This window comes from Cognatazoarcus halotolerans (assembly GCF_009800965.1).
GTDB classification, from domain to species: domain Bacteria; phylum Pseudomonadota; class Gammaproteobacteria; order Burkholderiales; family Rhodocyclaceae; genus Cognatazoarcus; species Cognatazoarcus halotolerans.
This window is the reverse complement of record NZ_WUAF01000016.1, coordinates 43005-59498: the sequence shown is the minus strand read 5'-3', so window position 1 is coordinate 59498 and position 16494 is coordinate 43005. Positions and strand designations below refer to the sequence as shown.

Sequence of the window (16494 nt, the reverse complement as noted above, 5' to 3'; positions counted from 1 at the left end):
CCGCGCCGGACGGCTCCCAAGGGGCATCACGCGTCATCGTGGCACCGGCAATCAAACCCCCTTCAGATGAGGCCTGCCCGCACGCATGCTCGAACTCTCACAGCTGACACGCCGCTTCGGCGGTCCGGGCGGCCGCACCGTACTCGACCGGGTCGATCTGCGCCTCGAGGCCGGCGAATATGTGGCCATCGTTGGCGAATCCGGCGTCGGCAAGTCCACCCTGCTCAACCTTGTGGCCGGGCTGGACCGACCGGACGGCGGCACCGTCAAGCTATCGGGAACCGATCTGTCGACGCTGGACGATGATGGCCTGACGCGCTGGCGTCGCGACCGACTGGGCTTCGTCTTCCAGGCCTTTCATGTGCTGCCGCACCTGACGCTGGCCCAGAACGTGGCTTTGCCCCTGTGGTTGCAGGGGCAGCAGGACGCATCGAGCATGCGTGCGGCGAGCGAGATGCTGGCCGCGGTCGGCCTGGCGGGGCGCGAAGCGGGGTGGCCGCGCGAACTCTCCGGCGGCGAATTGCAGCGGGTGGCGATTGCGCGGGCGCTGGTGCACAAGCCGCGGCTGGTGCTGGCGGACGAACCTACCGGCAACCTCGACCCGCACCGGGCCGGCCAGGTGCTGGCGCTGCTGCGGGAGCGCGTGCGTGCGGCGGGCGCCATCGGCATCCTCGTTACTCACTCGCACGAGGCCGCTGCGACCGCGGACCGCGTACTGCGGCTCACCGGCGACGCCCTGGTGCCGGTCACGAACACGCAATGAGACGGGCGCTCGCACCGGTGTTCCTCGGCAGCCTCGGCGCCCGGCGGCTCACCACTCTGCTGTCGATCCTCGCAATTGCACTCGGCATCGCGCTTGGTGTGGCGGTGCAGGTGATCCACGATGCGGCGCTCGACGAGTTCGACCACGGCATGCGCACGCTCTCGGGCGAGGCTGACCTGCAGATCGTCGGCCCGCGCGGCGGCTTCGACGATGCCTTGTTCGAGACCGTGGCGCTGCGCCCCGAGGTGGCCGCGGCCAGCCCCTTGCTCGAGGTCGATGCGCGGCTGTTCGGCGACGAGCGCAGCCTGCGGCTGATTGGCGTGGACGTGTTCCGGCTCGGCGAGGTGCAGCCGGCGCTGATGCCGCAGCCCGGCGAGGGCCAAGGGCGCCTGGTGACGCTTACCCCGGATTCGGTCTTCCTCTCGCCCGGGGCCATGCAGGCGCTGGGTCTCGCGCTCGGCGGGACGCTGACCCTGCAGGCCGGGCTCGAACCGTTGGCGCTCAAGGTGGCGGGCGGCGTGCCTGGCATGGCCGGCCAGCAGGTGGCGGTGATGGACATCGACGCGGTGCAGCGCCACTTCGGCCTGCGCGGCCGGCTCTCGCGCATCGACCTGCGCCTGCGCGAGGGGCTGGGGCTTGCCGCCGGCCGCGAGGCGCTGGCGCCGTTGATGCCGGCCGGCGTTCAACTGCTCGCACCCGAGACGGCGCGGGCGCAGGCAGCGGGGCTGTCGCGGTCCTACCGGGTCAATCTCACCATGCTGGCGGTCATCGCGCTGGTCACCGGCGGCTTCCTGGTGTTTTCGACGCAGGCCTTGTCGGTGGTGCGGCGCCGCACCGAGTTTGCCTTCCTGCGCGCCATCGGCCTGGCGCGCGGCGAGCTGATGCGCTGGCTGCTGGCCGAGGGCGCGATCGTCGGCGTCGTCGGCGGGCTCGCCGGGGTGGCGCTGGGCTATGGGCTCGCCGCGGCGGCGCTCAAGCTGCTCGGCGGCGACCTCGGAGCGGGTTATTTCGCCGGCATTAGCCCGCGGCTGGCCTTCGAGCCGGCGGTGGCCGCGGTGTTCCTGGTGCTCGGGGTGCTGGCCGGCATGGCCGGCGCGTGGCTGCCGGCGCGCGAGGCGGCGGAGGTGTCGCCTGCGCTGGCGCTCAAGGCCGGTGGCGACGCCACGGGACTTGCCGGCGCTCGGCGGCATCCGGGGTGGGCGGTGGGCGCGGCGGCGCTTGCTGCAGTGGCGTGCCTCGCGCCGGCCTGGCAGGGCATCCCGGTGGGTGGTTATGTCGCAGTGGCGCTGCTGCTTGCGGCCGGAGTGTTCGTGCTGCCGCAGCTCGCGGCCAATCTGAGTGCCCTGCTGGCGCCGCTGCGGGCGGTGCCGATTGCCTTGGCGCGCGCGCGGCTCGCCGCGGTTCCGGGGCACGTGGTGGTGGCCGGCGCGGGCGTGCTGGCGAGCGCCGCGCTGGCGGTGGCGATGGCGATCATGGTTGCCTCGTTCCGTGACTCGGTCGACGACTGGCTCGCCCGCATCCTGCCGGCCGAGCTCTATGTGCGCGGTGCGCGGGCTGGCAGCAGCGGTTATTTCGATGCTGCCGCGCAGGCCCGTATTGCCGGTACGCCCGGCGTGGCACGGGCCGATTTCATCCGCCACGACACGGTGCGCCTGTCGGCCGACCATCCGCCGGTGATGTTGATCGCCCGATCGTTGAGCCCTGACGGTCGCGAGCTGCCGCTGGTCGGCAGGCAGGTGAAAACAAGCTCGCCGGTGTGGATATCGGAGGCAGTGGCCGATCTGTTCGGCTATGCGCCGGGCGACACGCTGCGCCTGCCGCTCGCCGGAAGCCCGCACGATTTCGTGGTGGCTGGGGTGTGGCGCGACTACGCCCGCCAGAGCGGCGCGATCATGATCCCCATCGAGCGCTACCGCGCGCTGAGTGGCGATCCGCTCGCCAACGATGCCGCGCTCCATCTTGCCGACGGCGAGACCGCCAGCGCGGTGGCGGCGCGGCTCCGCGAACGTTTCGGCGCGCAGACGCTGGAGCTGGCCCAGGCGGGCGAGATCCGCGCGGTGAGCCTGCGCATCTTCGACCGCACCTTTGCGGTGACCTATCTGCTAGAGGCGGTCGCGGTGGTGATCGGCCTTTTCGGTGTGGCGGCGAGCTTTGCCGCGCTGGCCGCGGCGCGGCGCAGGGAGTTCGGCATGCTGCGCCACATCGGCCTCACCCGTCGCCAGGTGGGGCTGATGCTCGCCACCGAAGGGGCGCTCACCGCGGGTGCCGGGGCGCTGGGCGGGCTGGCGGTGGGCGGCGCGATCTCGCTGGTGCTGATCGAGGTGGTCAACCGGCAGAGCTTCCACTGGAGCATGGATATCCGCATCCCCTTCGCCTCGCTGGCGATCTTTTGCCTCACGCTGGTGCTGCTCGCCGCGCTGGCCGCGGTGCTCGCCGGCCGCCAGGCGATGCGCCAGGAGGCGGTGATGGCGGTGAAGGAGGACTGGTGATGCGCGCCTTGCTGTGCGTCCTGCTGCTCCTGGTCGCGCCACTGGTTCGTGCAGTGGACTACCCGCCGGTGCTTCCCGGTCGGACCATCGAGCTGCCGGCCGACTCGGGTGCGCACCCGGATTTCCGCACCGAGTGGTGGTATGTCACTGGCTGGATCAAGGACGAGACCGGTGCGGAGCGCGGCTTCCAGATCACCTTTTTCAGGGTGCGCAGCGGCATCGGCGAAGATGCGCCGGGGCGCTTCAGTCCGGCCCAGCTCATCCTTGCGCACGCCGCGGTGGCGGATGCCAAGCACGGCCGGCTGCTGCATGCGCAGCGCAGCGCGCGCGCCTCGGGCGCGCTTGCTGGTGCGGCGCGTGACCGTACCCATGCCTGGGTCGGCAACTGGCGGCTAGAGGAAGCCGACGGAAGCTATGTGGCCGAAGCGAACGGGCAGGATTTCGCATACCGCCTGGAGTTGACGCCGACACAGCCGGCGATGCTCAACGGCGACAAGGGCTTCAGCCAGAAGGCGCCGGATCCAGCGAACGCCAGCTACTACTACAGCCGGCCGCAACTCGCGGTGCGCGGTACGCTGTCGATCGACGGGCGCGAGCATGCGGTGAGCGGCAAGGCCTGGCTGGACCAGGAGTGGTCCTCGGAATACATGCCGGCGGGTGCGAGCGGCTGGGACTGGATTGGCGTCAACCTCGACGACGGCGGCGCCTTGATGGCCTTCAGGATGCACGATCGCACGGGCGACGCGCTGTGGTCCGCGGGGACGCTGCGCGATGCGATGGGCCGCGACCGCGCGCTCGACCGTGAAGCGGTGAGCTTCACACCGCTGCGCCGCTGGCGTTCGCCACGGACCAATGTCGAGTATGTGGTGGCCTGGCGAGTACGCGCCGGAGATCGCGAACTAGAGCTGCGGCCGCTGATGGACGACCAGGAACTCGACAGCCGCCGCAGTACCGGGGCGATCTACTGGGAGGGGGCGGTCAGGGTTTTCGAGGGCGGCCGGGAGGTCGGCCGCGGCTATCTCGAGATGACCGGCTACGCGCAGCGGCTCGAGATGTGAGGAACGCTGCGGCGGGCGCCATGCGGGCATGGCGGGCTCCGCCGCAGCCTGATTCAGCCTGGCAGGCGTGCGTTCTGCGGGAACATCGCCTTGCGCGCCTCGTCGTCCATTTCGGCCTTGAAGGTGAAGCGCGCCTTGAGCGCTTCGGCGCGCTGCGCAGCCGGACGGGCGTTGATTTCGTCGAGCAGGCGCTTGACGTTCGGCAGCGCCTTCCAGGCTTCCTCGCCGAGCACGAAGGGCACCGCTCGTGCCCAGCCCCACACCGCCATGTCGACCACGCTGTAGTCCGCGCCGAGCATGTAGGGCTGTGCGGCAAGCCGCTCATCGATGATTCGCCAGTGACGCCATGCTTCGAAGTCGTAGCGGTTGAGTGCGTAGGGATGTTCGCCCGGCGCGTAGTGCTTGAAGTGCACCGCCTGACCGCTGAACGGTCCGATGCCGCTTGCGACGAACATCAGCCAGGAATACATCGGGCCGCGCGCCGCGAGATCCGTGGGCATGAATCTGCCGGTCTTTTCGGCGAGATAGAGCAGGATCGCGTTGCTGTCGAAGATCACCGTTTCGCCGTCCTCGATCACCGGAACCTTGGCATTGGGGTTGATGGCCTTGAAGGCGGCCTCGTGTTGCTCGCCCTTGCGGGTGTCCACCGCGATGGTTTCGTAGGCGAGGCCGGCTTCCTCGAGGAAGAGCGCGACCTTGGCGGGATTCGGGGCCGGTGAGTAGTAGAACCTGATCATTGTGTTTTTCTCTCTGTCAGCGTTGGGGGGCGATGCGGCCGGGCAGGGTGCCCGGTCGCCGCGTCGTGGTCGCGACCCCGGGGCTATTTTTTCTCGACCGGTGCGAATTCGGCGGGTACCCATGCGAAGGCCTTGCCGTCCTTGCGGACGTGGCCGAGGCCAGGGAAGGGCAGGTGCATGCCGGCCACCATGAAGCGCTCTTTGGCAGCCCACTGGAAGGTCTTCTTGCGTGCTGCCACCGCCTGCTTCGGGTCGACATCGAACTCGATCGCGGTCTCGGGCCGCGCGAACTGGACCGCGTGGTTGTGCACGATATCGCCGAGGATCAGCAGCTTCTCTCCGCCGTCGTCAAGCAGGTAGCTGGTGTGGCCGGGGGTGTGGCCGTGGGTGTCGACGCTGTGGATGCCCGGCGCGAGTTCCTGCTCGCCCGTGAAGGTCTTCCACTGGCCGCTGGCGATGTAGGGCGCTGCGGCGTCGCGCGACATCTTGAAGAAACCCTGCATCTCGGGGGCGGCCTTGGCGGCGACCTCGGCACTCAGCCAGAAGGCGTTGTCGGCCTCGGAGGAAAACACCTGGGCATTGGCGAAGACGCGCTCGCCGGCGGGGCCGACGAGGCCGTTGACGTGGTCGCCGTGCAGGTGGGTGAGCAGCACGATGTCGACCTGCTCGGGCCGATAACCCGCGGCCCGCAGATTCTCCACCACGTTGCCGAGTTGCGGCCCGAAGAGCTTCGCAGCGCCGGTGTCGACCAGGATCAGCTTGCTGCCGGTATTCACCAGGAAGGCGTTCACCGCCGTCTGCACCGGTGGACTATTGACGAACATTTTCGCAAAGAGCCGCTGGATATCGCGCTGCGAGGTGTACTTGAGCACCTTGGGGTCCATCCCGAAGGGGCCGTCGTAGAGCGCGGTGATCTCGAATTTTCCCAGGGTGGTGCGGTAGTAACCGGGGACCTGGGTGAGTTGCTGCGGGGCCTCCGCGAGGGCGGGCGTGGCGGCGCCGAAGCCCGCGGTGCAGGCCAGCACGAGACTGGCGATCAAGCGGGCGCGGCGAATGGGACGCAAGGTGTCGCGATGCATTGGAGTTCTCCTGGATTGAGAGGGATGGCCGCCTGCGTGTGGGCGCGTGCCTGTATGAGCGCTGTCGGGCTGCTCGAACCGAGACGGCCGCGTGGCGCGTACATTATCGGGAGTCGAGGCGGCTGCCAAGCGTCTGTCATCGAACGCCGGTAACCGCGGCGCGAACCCTTTCGCGTGGGCCGCACTCTATTGCAGGAGTGCAATCGCCGGAGCCCTGGAGATGCTGGAAAATCGTCGTCGCGTGATGTTCGGAGCCGCCGCCCTGCTCGGTGTGCCGGGTCTTGCGCGAGCTGCATTGCCGACTCCCCGCCAGACCGCGGGGCCGTTCTACCCGGTTGAGTTGCCGCTCGACCGGGACAACGACCTGGTCCACGTGGAAGGCCAACCGGCGCCGGCCAGGGGCGCCATCACTGATCTGTCGGGGCGCCTGCTCGATTCCGACGGTCGTCCGCTGGCTGCGACGCGCATCGAGATCTGGCAGTGCGATGCCAACGGACGCTACCGTCATCCCCGCGACGGGGGGCGAGGGCCGATCGACCCGGGCTTCCAGGGCTTCGGACGCACGGTGAGCGATGCCGACGGCCGTTACCGTTTTCTCACCATTCGCCCGGTACCTTATCCGGGGCGTACGCCGCACATCCATGTGGCGGTGTTCCCGGCTGGGCGCGAGCCCTTCGTGACCCAGCTCTACGTCGCGGACGAACCGCGCAACGCGGAGGACTTCCTCTATCGCAGCATCGCGGTCGAGCGCCGGCCGCTGGTGACCGCATCGTTCGCACCGGGTGCCGCCGGTACGCCGTTGCAGGCGAGGTGGGACATGGTCCTGGACGCCGCGTCCTGACAGGGGCGGCTGGTATCACTCGGTCCGCATGTGATCGCACATGTCGAAGCTGGCGATCCGCGGGGGCTTGTCCGGGTCGACATACTCGATCAGCGCGATCACGGTATGGAGACATCCCCAGCCCGTGTAGCGCGCGGTAAAGGACTGTTGCGGACCCGCGGTCAGCAATGAGTTCTTGAAGGTCGGGTGATTCATCCAGTAGGTGACCAGCCCTACCGAGGCCTTGTCCTTTGGTAGCGTCCCGGCCTCCGGGTACAGGGAAAACTCGTACACTTTCTGACCCGCCGGGTTGCGGTAGTTGAGATATCGCGCACTGGCGCCGAATTTCACTCTGGTTTCGGCCAGATCCGAATCGAGGTATTGCGCGATCCTGGCCGAATCGCCGGAGAGCACCGCCTGCTTGAGACGCAGTCCGGCGACGATATGTTCGAGCCGTTGCTCCGCGAGCTTGCGCTGCCTGGCTTCTTCGGCCTGGGCACGGGCAGCTTCGTTTGCCGCGTTCTCCGCGGTTTCGCGCTGCGCCACGGCGAGCTTCCTCGCCTCGACCGCGATTTCACGCTGCTTCAGCGCGGTCCATCCCTGCCACACCGCCGCGACCAGGCTCAGGGCCAGCGCGCCGGCAAGAATCCGGAAGCGGCGCCCGGCCCTGGCTTCGGCCTGCAGCCTGCGCAGCTCCTCTGCCTGGCGTGCAGTTTCGGCACGCTTCGCGATTTCGGCCTTCTCGTCCTCGGCGCGGCGCCGGTCGCGGTGCTCGCGGACCACGCGCGTGAGCAGATCATGAGTCAGCTCGATGCGCTGCACGCCGAGGCGCGTTTCGACCCGCAGGAGCCGCAGCGCGACCAGCTTCTCGAGCTGCTCGGCGCTGAGAATCGAAGGCACCGCGTCCTCGCGCGCGAAGTTGTTGCGGTAGCCCTTTTCGGTGATGAGCTCGCCTTCGATGAAGCGGCAGGCCTTTTCGGGCAGGTCCGAGACGCAGGAAGCGTAGTAGTCGGCGATGATGCCTTGCTTGGCGCTGTCGAGCAGGGTCGCGTCGAAGCGTGCATTGCCGGCCTTGAGGCGTCGCTCGTTGAGGCCCCGGCAGAAGAGGCTCAGCAGCGCGGGTTCGATCGTCGCGGTGGGGTCGTCCGTACCCGTCCCGACTGGCGGCGGATTGGCGGCAGCGGCGTCCTGTGTCTGCCGTTCCGCCGCAACGAAGGAGACGATGCGACGCGCCAGCGATTCGTCCATCAGGCTGGCTGCGCTGCCATAGACGGCATCGAAGGCCTGCGCGGCGCTCATCGGCAGCAGGCGGTAGCGCATGCGTGTCAGCGTCGGAATCGCGGTGCACCAGCTTTCGAGTTCAGCGAGGAAATCCTCGCGCAGGCTGATCAGCAACTTGTAGCGCCGGCTGCGCAGATCGAGGCCTTCCGCCGCACGCGGGTCGTCCTGCAGGCGCCGTGCGAGCTGTTCGGGAATCCGGTTCTCGGCAAGGTCGCCCAGCGTCAGGCGAAAGCGGTCGACCGTCTCCCCGAGCGCACGGCCGAGCGTGAACAGTTCCTCGAACTGATCGATGACGATGAGCGGGGTGAGTGGGTAGTTCTGGCTGCTCCACAACTCGAAATCGCTGCGGTGCAGGGTTTGCCAAAGCGATTCGCCGGGGACGGCGGTCGGCGCATCGGCTTCGCGTTGCCGGATTTCGGCGAACAGGGCCGCGCCGAGCTGTTCATCGAAGGCGGGCGCCTCGGGGCGGATGTCGAGGCGGACCAGTACCGGTAGATAACCGCGTTTGCGCAATCGGGGGAAAAGTCCTGCCTTGAGCAGCGAAGTCTTGCCGAGGCCGGAACGCCCGAACAACACGGTCAGCGGCGAATCCTCGACGCAGCGGGCCAGCGCCGCGGTCTCCCTGTCGCGGCCATGGAAGAAGTCGGCACCGGCTTCGTCAAAGGCATCGAGGCCCGGCCACGGCCGTTCGCTGACGAGGGGCGGCGGGGCGGGGTGGTTGTGCCCTGTGTCCATGTCAGGCGAACTCCGCACGTCGCATCGAGCGGATCTCGGCGGTCAGCACGGCCTGCAGGGCCGCGTCGGCCTTGCCCCCCGGGGCGTGGGTGACGTTGAAGGTGGCAAATTCGGCGGGTACCTGCTGGTAGCGCTCGAAGTGTCCGTCGTAGTCCGGGTCGATGATCAGCGGCAGGATGAAGCGCCGCCGTGGAATGCCCTGCGCGCGTTCGACCGCTTCGGCCCACTCGCGGAACACGAAGCCTTCTTCGCGCGCCTCGGTGTTCTTCGAGATCAGCGGCAGGAACAGTCGCGCTTCGCGGCGGATGCCGCGCAGGATCTCGTCATGCCATCGATCGCCGGGCTGGAGCCGTCGCTCGTCCAGCCATACGTCGCCGCCAAGCTCGCGAATCGCGCCGGCAAGACATCGCGCCGCATCGATGTCTTCGCGCGCGTAGCTGATGAAGATCGAACCATGCTCTGCCGCCGACTCGGCTGCCGCCGGAGTCCCTGCGGCCTCGGGGGTTCGCGCCTTCCAGCGTGCGGCCAGCTCGATGGCAAAACTGTTTGCATCGGCCTCGAGCACCTGTACCCGCGTGGTGCCGCAATAGGTGCGGAAAAAATCGGTGAGTGCCGGTTGCGAGCCGATGCCGCTACCGACGATGAAGAACTGTTTGGCCGACAGTGATAGTCGCGCGTTGCTGGCCATGCGCAACATGAAGCGGCCAAGCCAGTCGGGCGTGCGGCACCCCAGGAAGAGCAGTGGCGAGTCACGCAGCTTCGCGCCGAGCCAGTCCGGCAGACGGGCCGTACCGCTGAGCAGGGCATGCAGCCATTCGAGCACGTCCTCGTCGTGCAGGGCATATTGCGGCATCGACGATGCTTGGCCGAACAGCTTGAAAACCACCGTCTCGCCAGCGGCCGGTGCCGGCGCGTTGGCTTGCTGCTCGAGTGTGGACTGGTTCGGGGCGAACCATAATTCGCGGGTCTGGCGAGCGCCACCAAAGCGCTCGGCATCAAGTGCCCGGGCGAGCATCGAATCGAAACTGGTACTCACGAACAGGCGCAGATCGCGCACGCTGGCAAGGGCTCGCAATGCCTCGCCCGGAGGCGCATCGATCTGGTCAAGAATGTCGTTGACCACGCGGTACAGGCGTTCCGATTCCTGTGCGCCGCGTTGCTGCATGAATGCGCGCACCACGGCGTCGAATTCGGCACCTGCGCCGGTGCCCAGCGAATAGCGCGCGTCGAGCCGCGCGGCCACCTCCTTCATCAGCGGCCCGGGGGTCCCGTCGGCACTCTGCACCGTGAGCATTTCGGGTCCCACGATCGGTAGCAGGAGCCCTTCTTTCAGATGCCCGAGCAGGTCGTCCCAGAAGTCTTCGCTTGCCGGCACCGGTGGTTCTCCCCATTCAACGCGTCGCGGACCTTTCGATCATAGTCAATCCGCGCCGGAAAAACGCCCCGAGATCCGCCATTGACGAACGATCCGGAGCGTCCGGGCACGATCTGTCAGCCCGATTCGACTTCGTTGTCCTGCAGCAGATAGTTGTTCTTTACGCGAACGTAGTGTTCCGCCGAATAGCGAAGAAACGATAGTTCTTCGCTGGTGAGCGCGCGAACCTTCGACGCGGGGCGGCCCACGTAGAGGTGCCCGCTTTCGAGTTCCTTGCCCGGAGGGACGAGGCTGCCCGCACCGATCATCACCCGATCACCCACGACCACATCGTCCATCACGATCACGCCCATGCCGATCAGGCATTCGTTTCCGATGGCGCATCCGTGCAGGATCGCCGAATGTCCTACAGTCACATGCTGACCGATGATCAGCGGCGAACCCTCGGGCTTTGCCTCGCGGCGGTGCGAAACGTGGCACATCACGAAGTCCTGGATATTGCTGCAGTCCCCGATTTCGATCCGGTTGACGTCGCCGCGGATCACCGCGTTGCACCATATGGAGCAATCGCGGCCGGTACGAACGTCGCCGATTATCCGGGCCGAATCATGTACGAAATTGAATTCACCCAATACGGGAAAAGTGTTGAGATAGGCGCTCAGCTGCATGATGGCTTTCCGGGGTGATTGGCGCGTAAGGAAAATGCGTTATAGCTGCGCGAGTCGGGCCTGTCGAGCCACCGTCATCGGTCGGCGCCACCGACCGGGATTTACGACCCGCCACTGTATGGGAGCAAAACGGTGGGCCGTGTATAATTGCCGCCTCTCCGGTGCTTTGCACCGGTGGGCCCAGGTGGCGGAATTGGTAGACGCACCAGATTTAGGTTCTGGCGCCGCAAGGCGTGGGGGTTCGAGTCCCTTTCTGGGCACCAGCGACAAGGCAGCGATTGACCGTGCTCTCAAGACGGGCAATCGCTGATGAAACGGTCGCGACACTCACTTGAATGGTGCTGGTAGCCGTTCTTGTTTTTAATCGGTTTCCTGTGCCTGGGTGGGCGCCGCACTTGAGGGGCGATATACGGTCGGTCCAAAAAGGAGCCGACGCGCAGCGTTTTCCTGCGTCGCTCAGACTAGCTCCAACTCGAGTCTTGCCACGCCGCTGACTTCGGCAAGCAGGTGGTCTCCCCGGCTGAGCGGACCGACGCCTTCCGGCGTGCCGGTGAAGATCAGGTCGCCGGGCATGAGCTCGAACCAGGTGGACAGCTCGGCGATGATGTGCGGCACGTCGAGGATCATGTCGGCGAGATCGCCTCGCTGGACCACCTTGTCATTCACGCTGAGTTGGATCGTGCCCCTTTCCGGGTGACCACATGTCGCAACAGGCGTGATGGCTGATACCGGTGCCGACTGGTCGGCGCATTTCCCCATCTCCCACGACTTGCCGGCCTTCTTGAGGGCGGTCTGAATGTCGCGGCGGGTGAGGTCCAGACCTACACCGTAGCCATAGACGCGATCCAGTGCGGCAACCACCGGAATGTCGCGACCACCGGACGAGAGCGCGACCACCAGCTCGACTTCGTGGTGATAGTCCTCGGTGCGGTTGGGGTAGGCGACGCGGCCGTGATGCTGCACGGCTGTTGCCGGCTTCATGAAGAAGAAAGGCGGTTCGGCGTTGGGGTCGGCGCCCATTTCACGGGCGTGGGCGGCGTAGTTGCGGCCCACGCAGAAGACGCGGCGTACCGGGAAGAGCGCGTTGCTGTCGGCCACCGGCAGGGTGGGCGGCTCGAAAGCGGGAATGGCGAGCTGATTTGCTTCGGACACGGGCGTGGCTCCATGGAGTTGACGCCCGCCAGTATGTGCGAAGCGGCCGGGCACCGCCACTGCAGGCGGTTCCCGGCTATTCGGGGACGCACAGCTCGCCGCGGCCGATGGCCTTGATCGTACGCATCGCCAGTGCGGCGATGACCAGGCTGGTAAGGATCAACAGCGCCACGCCGAGCAGGTGGAAGAATCCTGCTCCGCTGAGTTCGGCCATGCGCATCGTCGCGATGGTAAGCGCGGCGAGCGGGAAGGAGTAGGCCCAGGCCGAAACGAAGAAGGGCACGCGGAAGAAGCGCATGGCATTGCTGCCGAGGAGCAGGGCCAGGAACAGGGCGGTGTGATAGAGAATGCGGGCGAAAGCGTCGAGCCCGCCGACAAGGTTGGTGTAGGCAATGAAGCCGACCGATGGGGGCGCCAGCAGGATGAACAGTGTGGGCGTCAGGCGCAGCGCGAGCGGTGCATGAAAGAACAGGCGGTACATGACCACCGCAAAGAGGATCATCCAGAAAACCAGCCCGATGCTGAAGAAGAACCACGAGATCTCGGCAGGGGCATAACGCATGCCGACGACCGGCACGATGATGTTGCCGACGACTGGGATGAACCACGCCGGATTGAGGTGCTGAACCTCGAACTGGGTGTGATGAATCCAGCTGCTCATGATCATCAGCGTGAACCCGAGCTGCAGCGCGGCGCCCGTCATCCACAGCGCGGCGGCAGCCCGTGGTGCGACGGGGCTCCAGGCGATCGCCAACAGCAGGATGCCGATTGAAAAGGTCGGGAAGAAGTTCATCTTTACCGGATGCAGCCGTTCGGCCGTGACGGCGGAGGGATGGCGCAGCAGCTTTGCTGCGTAGAAGAGTGTAGTGATGACGAAGATGAAGCTGGCCAGCAGGGCAAGCAAGCCACCTGCGGCATCGGGCCAGCCGAGAGAATGCGCAGCCTTCTGCCAGGCGATGGCGAGCCCGGCGGTCCCCATCACGGTCGAAAAGAGTGCGATCGGGAAGTTTGCGAGGCGGGCAGGCGGGTTCATCGAATGCGCGTCGCTCGGGATTGGCTTGGCGGTGTTCATCTGGGTTCTCGTCGGGGGGTGACCTTATTGCGTGATCTGATCGCCGGAATGTCCGCCTTGAGCGGACCTGGCCGCGCAGGTCGTCTTTGCGCGGCCAGGAGCCTCGATCAAAGAGTCTTTCTGGAGAAGTACCAGTCGACGTAGTCGTAGCCTTCGCTGGCGCGCTTCTCGGCGGCCTCGGCGGTTTTTGGCGGCGGCACGATCACCGGCTCGCCGGGCTTCCAGTTCTCGGGCGTTGCCACGCCGTTGGCGTCGCTGGTCTGAAGTGCCTGCAGCAGGCGCACGAACTCGTCGATCGAGCGGCCGTTGCTCATCGGGTAATAGACCATGGCCCGCAGCTTCCCTTCTGGGTCAATGAAGAAGGTTGCACGGACCGCCGAGGTATCGCCAGCCCCCGGATGGATCATCCCGTAGGCCTTGGCGACCTCCATCTTGAGGTCTTCGATGATCGGGAAGGTGATGTCGACGCCGAAGTTCTGCTTGATGCTGCGGGTCCAGGCGAGGTGGGAGAAGAGGCTGTCGATCGACAGGCCCAGCAATTCGCAATTCATGCTGCGGAAAGTGTCGGCAGCGCGCGCAAAGCCCATGAACTCGGTGGTGCACACCGGCGTGAAGTCGGCAGGGTGGGAGAACAGGATCAACCATTTGCCGCGATAGTCTTCGAGGCTGCGCTCGCCGAAGGTGGTTGCAGCCTTGAAGGCGGGCGCGGGTTCATTGATCCGCGGGAAGGATGGGCAGGTGTTCTGGGTTTCCATCTTTTCACTCCTTGCGTTGTTCAACTGAGGTGAAATAAATATAAGCAAATGCTTATTTATAAGGAAGTTGCTTCTCCCTATCGGCCGTATAGTCACTGCCGATGATGCTTGCTTACGGAGCGTCGCTTCTCTTCTGCCTGCCGGCTCAGGGCGGCGAGGATCGGCGCTGGAGGTCGATGGTGGGTGTCCGATTCATCGGATCCCCTTGAGGTAGTGGGCCTCGAAATAGCGCTTCGACCAGTGCATGGCCCGGCTGGAGGGCAGCATGAAACTGCGGCGTGGGCTGCGGTACACGAGCATGCCGGTGTCGTAACTGTCCACGATGCAGATGAGCTCCGGTTTTGGCGTCTCGGTGGGCGGTTTCCCGCCGAGCGTGGCGAGCAGGTTTCGCGCCGCGGCGCGGGCCTGCAGATCGGCCATGTGGGCCTGCTTGGGTAGCCAGTCCGGGCCCGGGTAGCTGCCGGCGTCGCCCGCAACGAATACCCGCTCGAGCCCTTCGGCGGCGCAGTGGACATCGGCCTTGACGAAGCCGCCGGGCGAGACCGGCAGCTCGCTCGCGGCCAGCCAGTCGGGGCCGGTGAGGCCGGGCATGAAGAGGATCAGGTCTGCGTTGATGTGTCCGCCATCGGTGTCGACCCCGGTTTCACTGAAACCGAGTGGCTTGTGGCCGAGGTGGGTGTCGATACGCCGTCGTCCCATTTCCGCCAGCAGCGATTTCACCGCTCGCTCCCCGAGACGCTTGCCGGGTTCGGCGGCGGCGTTGAAGAAGGTGAGATCGATCCGGTCGCGCCGCTTCTGGCGTCGCAGCCAACGTTCCAGTCCGAACAGCAGCTCGAACATCGGCCCGCCGCGCATCGCCGAGGGTTCCGCAGGGTTGCCGCCGAAGCCCAGGGCGATGCGGCCTTGGTCCATGGCCAGGATCCGCTCGCGGATGCGCTCGGCCGCGGTGATGCCTTCGCACAGCGTGATGGCGTGTTCGATGCCGGGCAGCTTCTTGATGAAGCGTCCGCCGGAGGCGACGATCAGGGCGTCGTTCGAATATTCGCCGGCATCGGTGACGACACGCCGCCCGCCCTCGAGCACGGCGGTGACGCGCGCCTGCACATAGTTGACCGCATGCCGTGCGAAGAAGGGCTGCAACGCGATGCGCAGGTCGTCACCCCTGCGCAGCCCGGTCGGAATCCAGATCAGGCTGGGCAGGTAGATGAACTCCGGTCTGGGGGCGATCAGGGTGATGCGGGCATCCGGTGCATGCTTGCGAAGCTCCCGTACCGCGGTGAGCGCGGCGAAGCCGGCGCCGAGAATGCAGATTTCTGGATTGCTCATTTGTGCTCCGGATCGGGTCGTCAGGGCCCTGGCGAACGTGTGGCGTGCCCGCCGTGCGGATTCCCGCAGCCACAGCCGGACAGGGGTTGTTGGTCGCGGGGGGATCGGACATTGCGGAGATGGTCGGCCATGGCCTGGAACACCGATTTCAGCTCGTCAGCGAGGGCGGGTTCGGCGACCGTCTCGTCGACTGCGCGGCACAGGCAGGCCATCCACGCGTCGCGCGCCGCAGTGTCGATCTCGAAGGCGAAATGGCGGCGGCGCATGCGGGGTTCGCCATAGGCGGGGCGAAAGAGGTCGGGCCCTCCAAGCCAGCCTGAAAGGAAGGCTCGCAGGCGTGCCTTGACCTCGGTGAGATCGGGGTGATGCATGGCGAGCACATCGCTGGCCTCGGGAAGCTGCTGCATCCAGTGGTAGATGCGCTCGACCAGCCGTTCGACGCCGGCCGCGCCGCCGATGCGCCGGTACAGGCTTGCCGGTTCTTGCGCGCAGATGTTCTGTTCAATGGGCTTCATGAATGTCTTCTTCGAATGGATGGCGGGCAGGGGGCCGGGCGAGCCGTCGCATGCCCACGTCGGTTATGAAGGTTTCGCGGCTGCGGCCGGCGTAGGCGCGGTTGCGCAGACGCTCTTCGCGCACCGTCGAGATGCTGCGGCCGCTGCGGTCGTGACCCGGAAAGATCAGGGTTTCGTCGGGCAGCAGGAAGATGCGCTGGGTGACGCTGTCGTAGAGATGACCGGGCTCGAGTTCGTCGGACGGTTCGCAGCAGCCGTCGATCTCGAGGGTGTCGCCGCAGAACAGCCGGTCGCGCCACAGGTAGCTGACGCAGCAGGGGGTGTGACCGGGTGTGGCGAGCACGCGCAGCACTTCGTTGCCGAGGACCAGGGTTGCACCGTGCGCAACCCGCTCGCCGGGTTCGTCCGCCGGCGCGTCCGTGCCGATGACGATGCGTGCGCCGGTGTGACGGCACAGATCGGTGCAGGGGCGCCGGTCGGGGCGGTGCACATGGGTGCGCAGCACGTAGCGCAGGCGCAGATCGTATTCGCCGAGCAAGGCGAGCAGCAGTTCCGACTGCCCCGGTAGCGGATCGATCAGTGCGGCTTCCCGCTCGTCGGTATCGGCCAGCAGGTAAGTGAGGGTATTGCTGGCAGTGTCGTGGAGCTGGCGAAACAGCATGACGATCT

Annotated in this window: 15 protein-coding genes and 1 tRNA gene; 5 read left to right on the top strand and 11 right to left on the bottom strand. The window is 66.6% G+C overall.

Features of this window, described 5'->3' with window-relative positions:
• Positions 1–85: 85 nt before the first annotated feature.
• The 3 genes from GQB03_RS17860 to GQB03_RS17850 are packed head-to-tail and all read left to right on the top strand — an operon-like array spanning position 86 to position 4310.
• Positions 86–763 carry an ABC transporter ATP-binding protein gene (locus GQB03_RS17860; RefSeq protein ID WP_159692282.1) on the top strand — a complete coding sequence of 226 codons (678 nt, stop codon included), beginning with the start codon at positions 86–88 and terminating at the stop codon, positions 761–763.
• Complete coding sequence (locus GQB03_RS17855) at positions 760–3252, top strand: ABC transporter permease (protein WP_159692280.1); 2493 nt, start codon at positions 760–762, stop codon at positions 3250–3252. The genes GQB03_RS17860 and GQB03_RS17855 overlap by 4 nt, the downstream gene beginning before the upstream one ends.
• Positions 3252–4310, top strand: a complete 1059-nt coding sequence (locus GQB03_RS17850) for a lipocalin-like domain-containing protein (RefSeq protein WP_159692278.1) — start codon at positions 3252–3254, stop codon at positions 4308–4310. Before GQB03_RS17855 ends, GQB03_RS17850 begins: the two co-directional genes overlap by 1 nt.
• A 53-nt stretch (positions 4311–4363) precedes the next feature.
• Here GQB03_RS17850 and GQB03_RS17845 read toward each other — a convergent pair whose 3' ends face one another.
• A complete protein-coding gene (locus GQB03_RS17845; protein WP_159692276.1) occupies positions 4364–5047 on the bottom strand; it encodes a glutathione S-transferase family protein in 684 nt (227 codons plus the stop codon).
• 83 nt (positions 5048–5130) lie between these two features.
• On the bottom strand, positions 5131–6126 hold the full coding sequence (locus GQB03_RS17840; RefSeq protein WP_159692274.1) for an MBL fold metallo-hydrolase: 996 nt from the start codon (positions 6124–6126) through the stop codon (positions 5131–5133).
• Between the two features lie 220 nt (positions 6127–6346).
• On the opposite strand from GQB03_RS17840, the gene GQB03_RS17835 reads away from it, so the two are divergent.
• A complete protein-coding gene (locus GQB03_RS17835; RefSeq protein WP_159692272.1) occupies positions 6347–6967 on the top strand; it encodes a dioxygenase family protein in 621 nt (206 codons plus the stop codon).
• A gap of 15 nt (positions 6968–6982) precedes the next feature.
• Here the strand turns inward: GQB03_RS17835 and GQB03_RS17830 are convergent, their stop codons facing one another.
• The 3 genes from GQB03_RS17830 to GQB03_RS17820 form a co-directional block, all read right to left on the bottom strand.
• A complete protein-coding gene (locus GQB03_RS17830; RefSeq protein WP_159692270.1) occupies positions 6983–8962 on the bottom strand; it encodes an nSTAND1 domain-containing NTPase in 1980 nt (659 codons plus the stop codon).
• Between the two features lies 1 nt (position 8963).
• Positions 8964–10337 carry a toll/interleukin-1 receptor domain-containing protein gene (locus GQB03_RS17825; RefSeq protein WP_159692268.1) on the bottom strand — a complete coding sequence of 458 codons (1374 nt, stop codon included), beginning with the start codon at positions 10335–10337 and terminating at the stop codon, positions 8964–8966.
• A gap of 116 nt (positions 10338–10453) precedes the next feature.
• Positions 10454–11005, bottom strand: a complete 552-nt coding sequence (locus tag GQB03_RS17820; RefSeq protein ID WP_159692266.1) for a gamma carbonic anhydrase family protein — start codon at positions 11003–11005, stop codon at positions 10454–10456.
• 178 nt (positions 11006–11183) lie between these two features.
• On the opposite strand from GQB03_RS17820, the gene GQB03_RS17815 reads away from it, so the two are divergent.
• Positions 11184–11268, top strand: a tRNA-Leu gene (locus tag GQB03_RS17815).
• A gap of 193 nt (positions 11269–11461) precedes the next feature.
• Here GQB03_RS17815 and GQB03_RS17810 read toward each other — a convergent pair.
• The 6 genes from GQB03_RS17810 to GQB03_RS17785 all read right to left on the bottom strand — a co-directional run bounded on the left by GQB03_RS17810 (position 11462) and on the right by GQB03_RS17785 (position 16486).
• Positions 11462–12157, bottom strand: coding sequence for a fumarylacetoacetate hydrolase family protein (locus GQB03_RS17810; protein WP_159692264.1), 696 nt, complete (start codon positions 12155–12157; stop codon positions 11462–11464).
• A gap of 76 nt (positions 12158–12233) precedes the next feature.
• On the bottom strand, positions 12234–13229 hold the full coding sequence (locus GQB03_RS17805) for an SLAC1 anion channel family protein (RefSeq protein WP_159692262.1): 996 nt from the start codon (positions 13227–13229) through the stop codon (positions 12234–12236).
• Between the two features lie 107 nt (positions 13230–13336).
• Positions 13337–13984, bottom strand: a complete 648-nt coding sequence (locus GQB03_RS17800; RefSeq protein ID WP_159692260.1) for a peroxiredoxin — start codon at positions 13982–13984, stop codon at positions 13337–13339.
• Between the two features lie 192 nt (positions 13985–14176).
• The gene (locus GQB03_RS17795) at positions 14177–15310 is read right to left on the bottom strand and encodes an NAD(P)/FAD-dependent oxidoreductase (RefSeq protein WP_159692258.1); all 1134 of its coding nucleotides are present in this window, start codon (positions 15308–15310) and stop codon (positions 14177–14179) included.
• A gap of 20 nt (positions 15311–15330) precedes the next feature.
• A complete protein-coding gene (locus tag GQB03_RS17790) occupies positions 15331–15825 on the bottom strand; it encodes a group II truncated hemoglobin (protein ID WP_159692256.1) in 495 nt (164 codons plus the stop codon).
• Positions 15812–16486 (bottom strand): MBL fold metallo-hydrolase, encoded by a 675-nt coding sequence (locus GQB03_RS17785; RefSeq protein WP_159692254.1) that lies wholly within the window; start codon positions 16484–16486, stop codon positions 15812–15814. The genes GQB03_RS17790 and GQB03_RS17785 overlap by 14 nt, the downstream gene beginning before the upstream one ends.
• Positions 16487–16494 lie beyond the last annotated feature (8 nt).

Bases quoted from the DNA above. Each gene is read 5' to 3' on its own strand.
- GQB03_RS17860 (WP_159692282.1), top strand. From the start codon at position 86: ATGCTCGAACTCTCACAGCTGACACGCCGCTTCGGCGGTCCGGGCGGC.
- GQB03_RS17855 (WP_159692280.1), top strand. From the start codon at position 760: ATGAGACGGGCGCTCGCACCGGTGTTCCTCGGCAGCCTCGGCGCCCGG.
- GQB03_RS17850 (WP_159692278.1), top strand. From the start codon at position 3,252: ATGCGCGCCTTGCTGTGCGTCCTGCTGCTCCTGGTCGCGCCACTGGTT.
- GQB03_RS17845 (WP_159692276.1), bottom strand. From the start codon at position 5,047: ATGATCAGGTTCTACTACTCACCGGCCCCGAATCCCGCCAAGGTCGCG.
- GQB03_RS17840 (WP_159692274.1), bottom strand. From the start codon at position 6,126: ATGCATCGCGACACCTTGCGTCCCATTCGCCGCGCCCGCTTGATCGCC.
- GQB03_RS17835 (WP_159692272.1), top strand. From the start codon at position 6,347: ATGCTGGAAAATCGTCGTCGCGTGATGTTCGGAGCCGCCGCCCTGCTC.
- GQB03_RS17830 (WP_159692270.1), bottom strand. From the start codon at position 8,962: ATGGACACAGGGCACAACCACCCCGCCCCGCCGCCCCTCGTCAGCGAA.
- GQB03_RS17820 (WP_159692266.1), bottom strand. From the start codon at position 11,005: ATGCAGCTGAGCGCCTATCTCAACACTTTTCCCGTATTGGGTGAATTC.
- GQB03_RS17805 (WP_159692262.1), bottom strand. From the start codon at position 13,229: ATGAACACCGCCAAGCCAATCCCGAGCGACGCGCATTCGATGAACCCG.
- GQB03_RS17800 (WP_159692260.1), bottom strand. From the start codon at position 13,984: ATGGAAACCCAGAACACCTGCCCATCCTTCCCGCGGATCAATGAACCC.
- GQB03_RS17795 (WP_159692258.1), bottom strand. From the start codon at position 15,310: ATGAGCAATCCAGAAATCTGCATTCTCGGCGCCGGCTTCGCCGCGCTC.
- GQB03_RS17790 (WP_159692256.1), bottom strand. From the start codon at position 15,825: ATGAAGCCCATTGAACAGAACATCTGCGCGCAAGAACCGGCAAGCCTG.
- GQB03_RS17785 (WP_159692254.1), bottom strand. From the start codon at position 16,486: ATGCTGTTTCGCCAGCTCCACGACACTGCCAGCAATACCCTCACTTAC.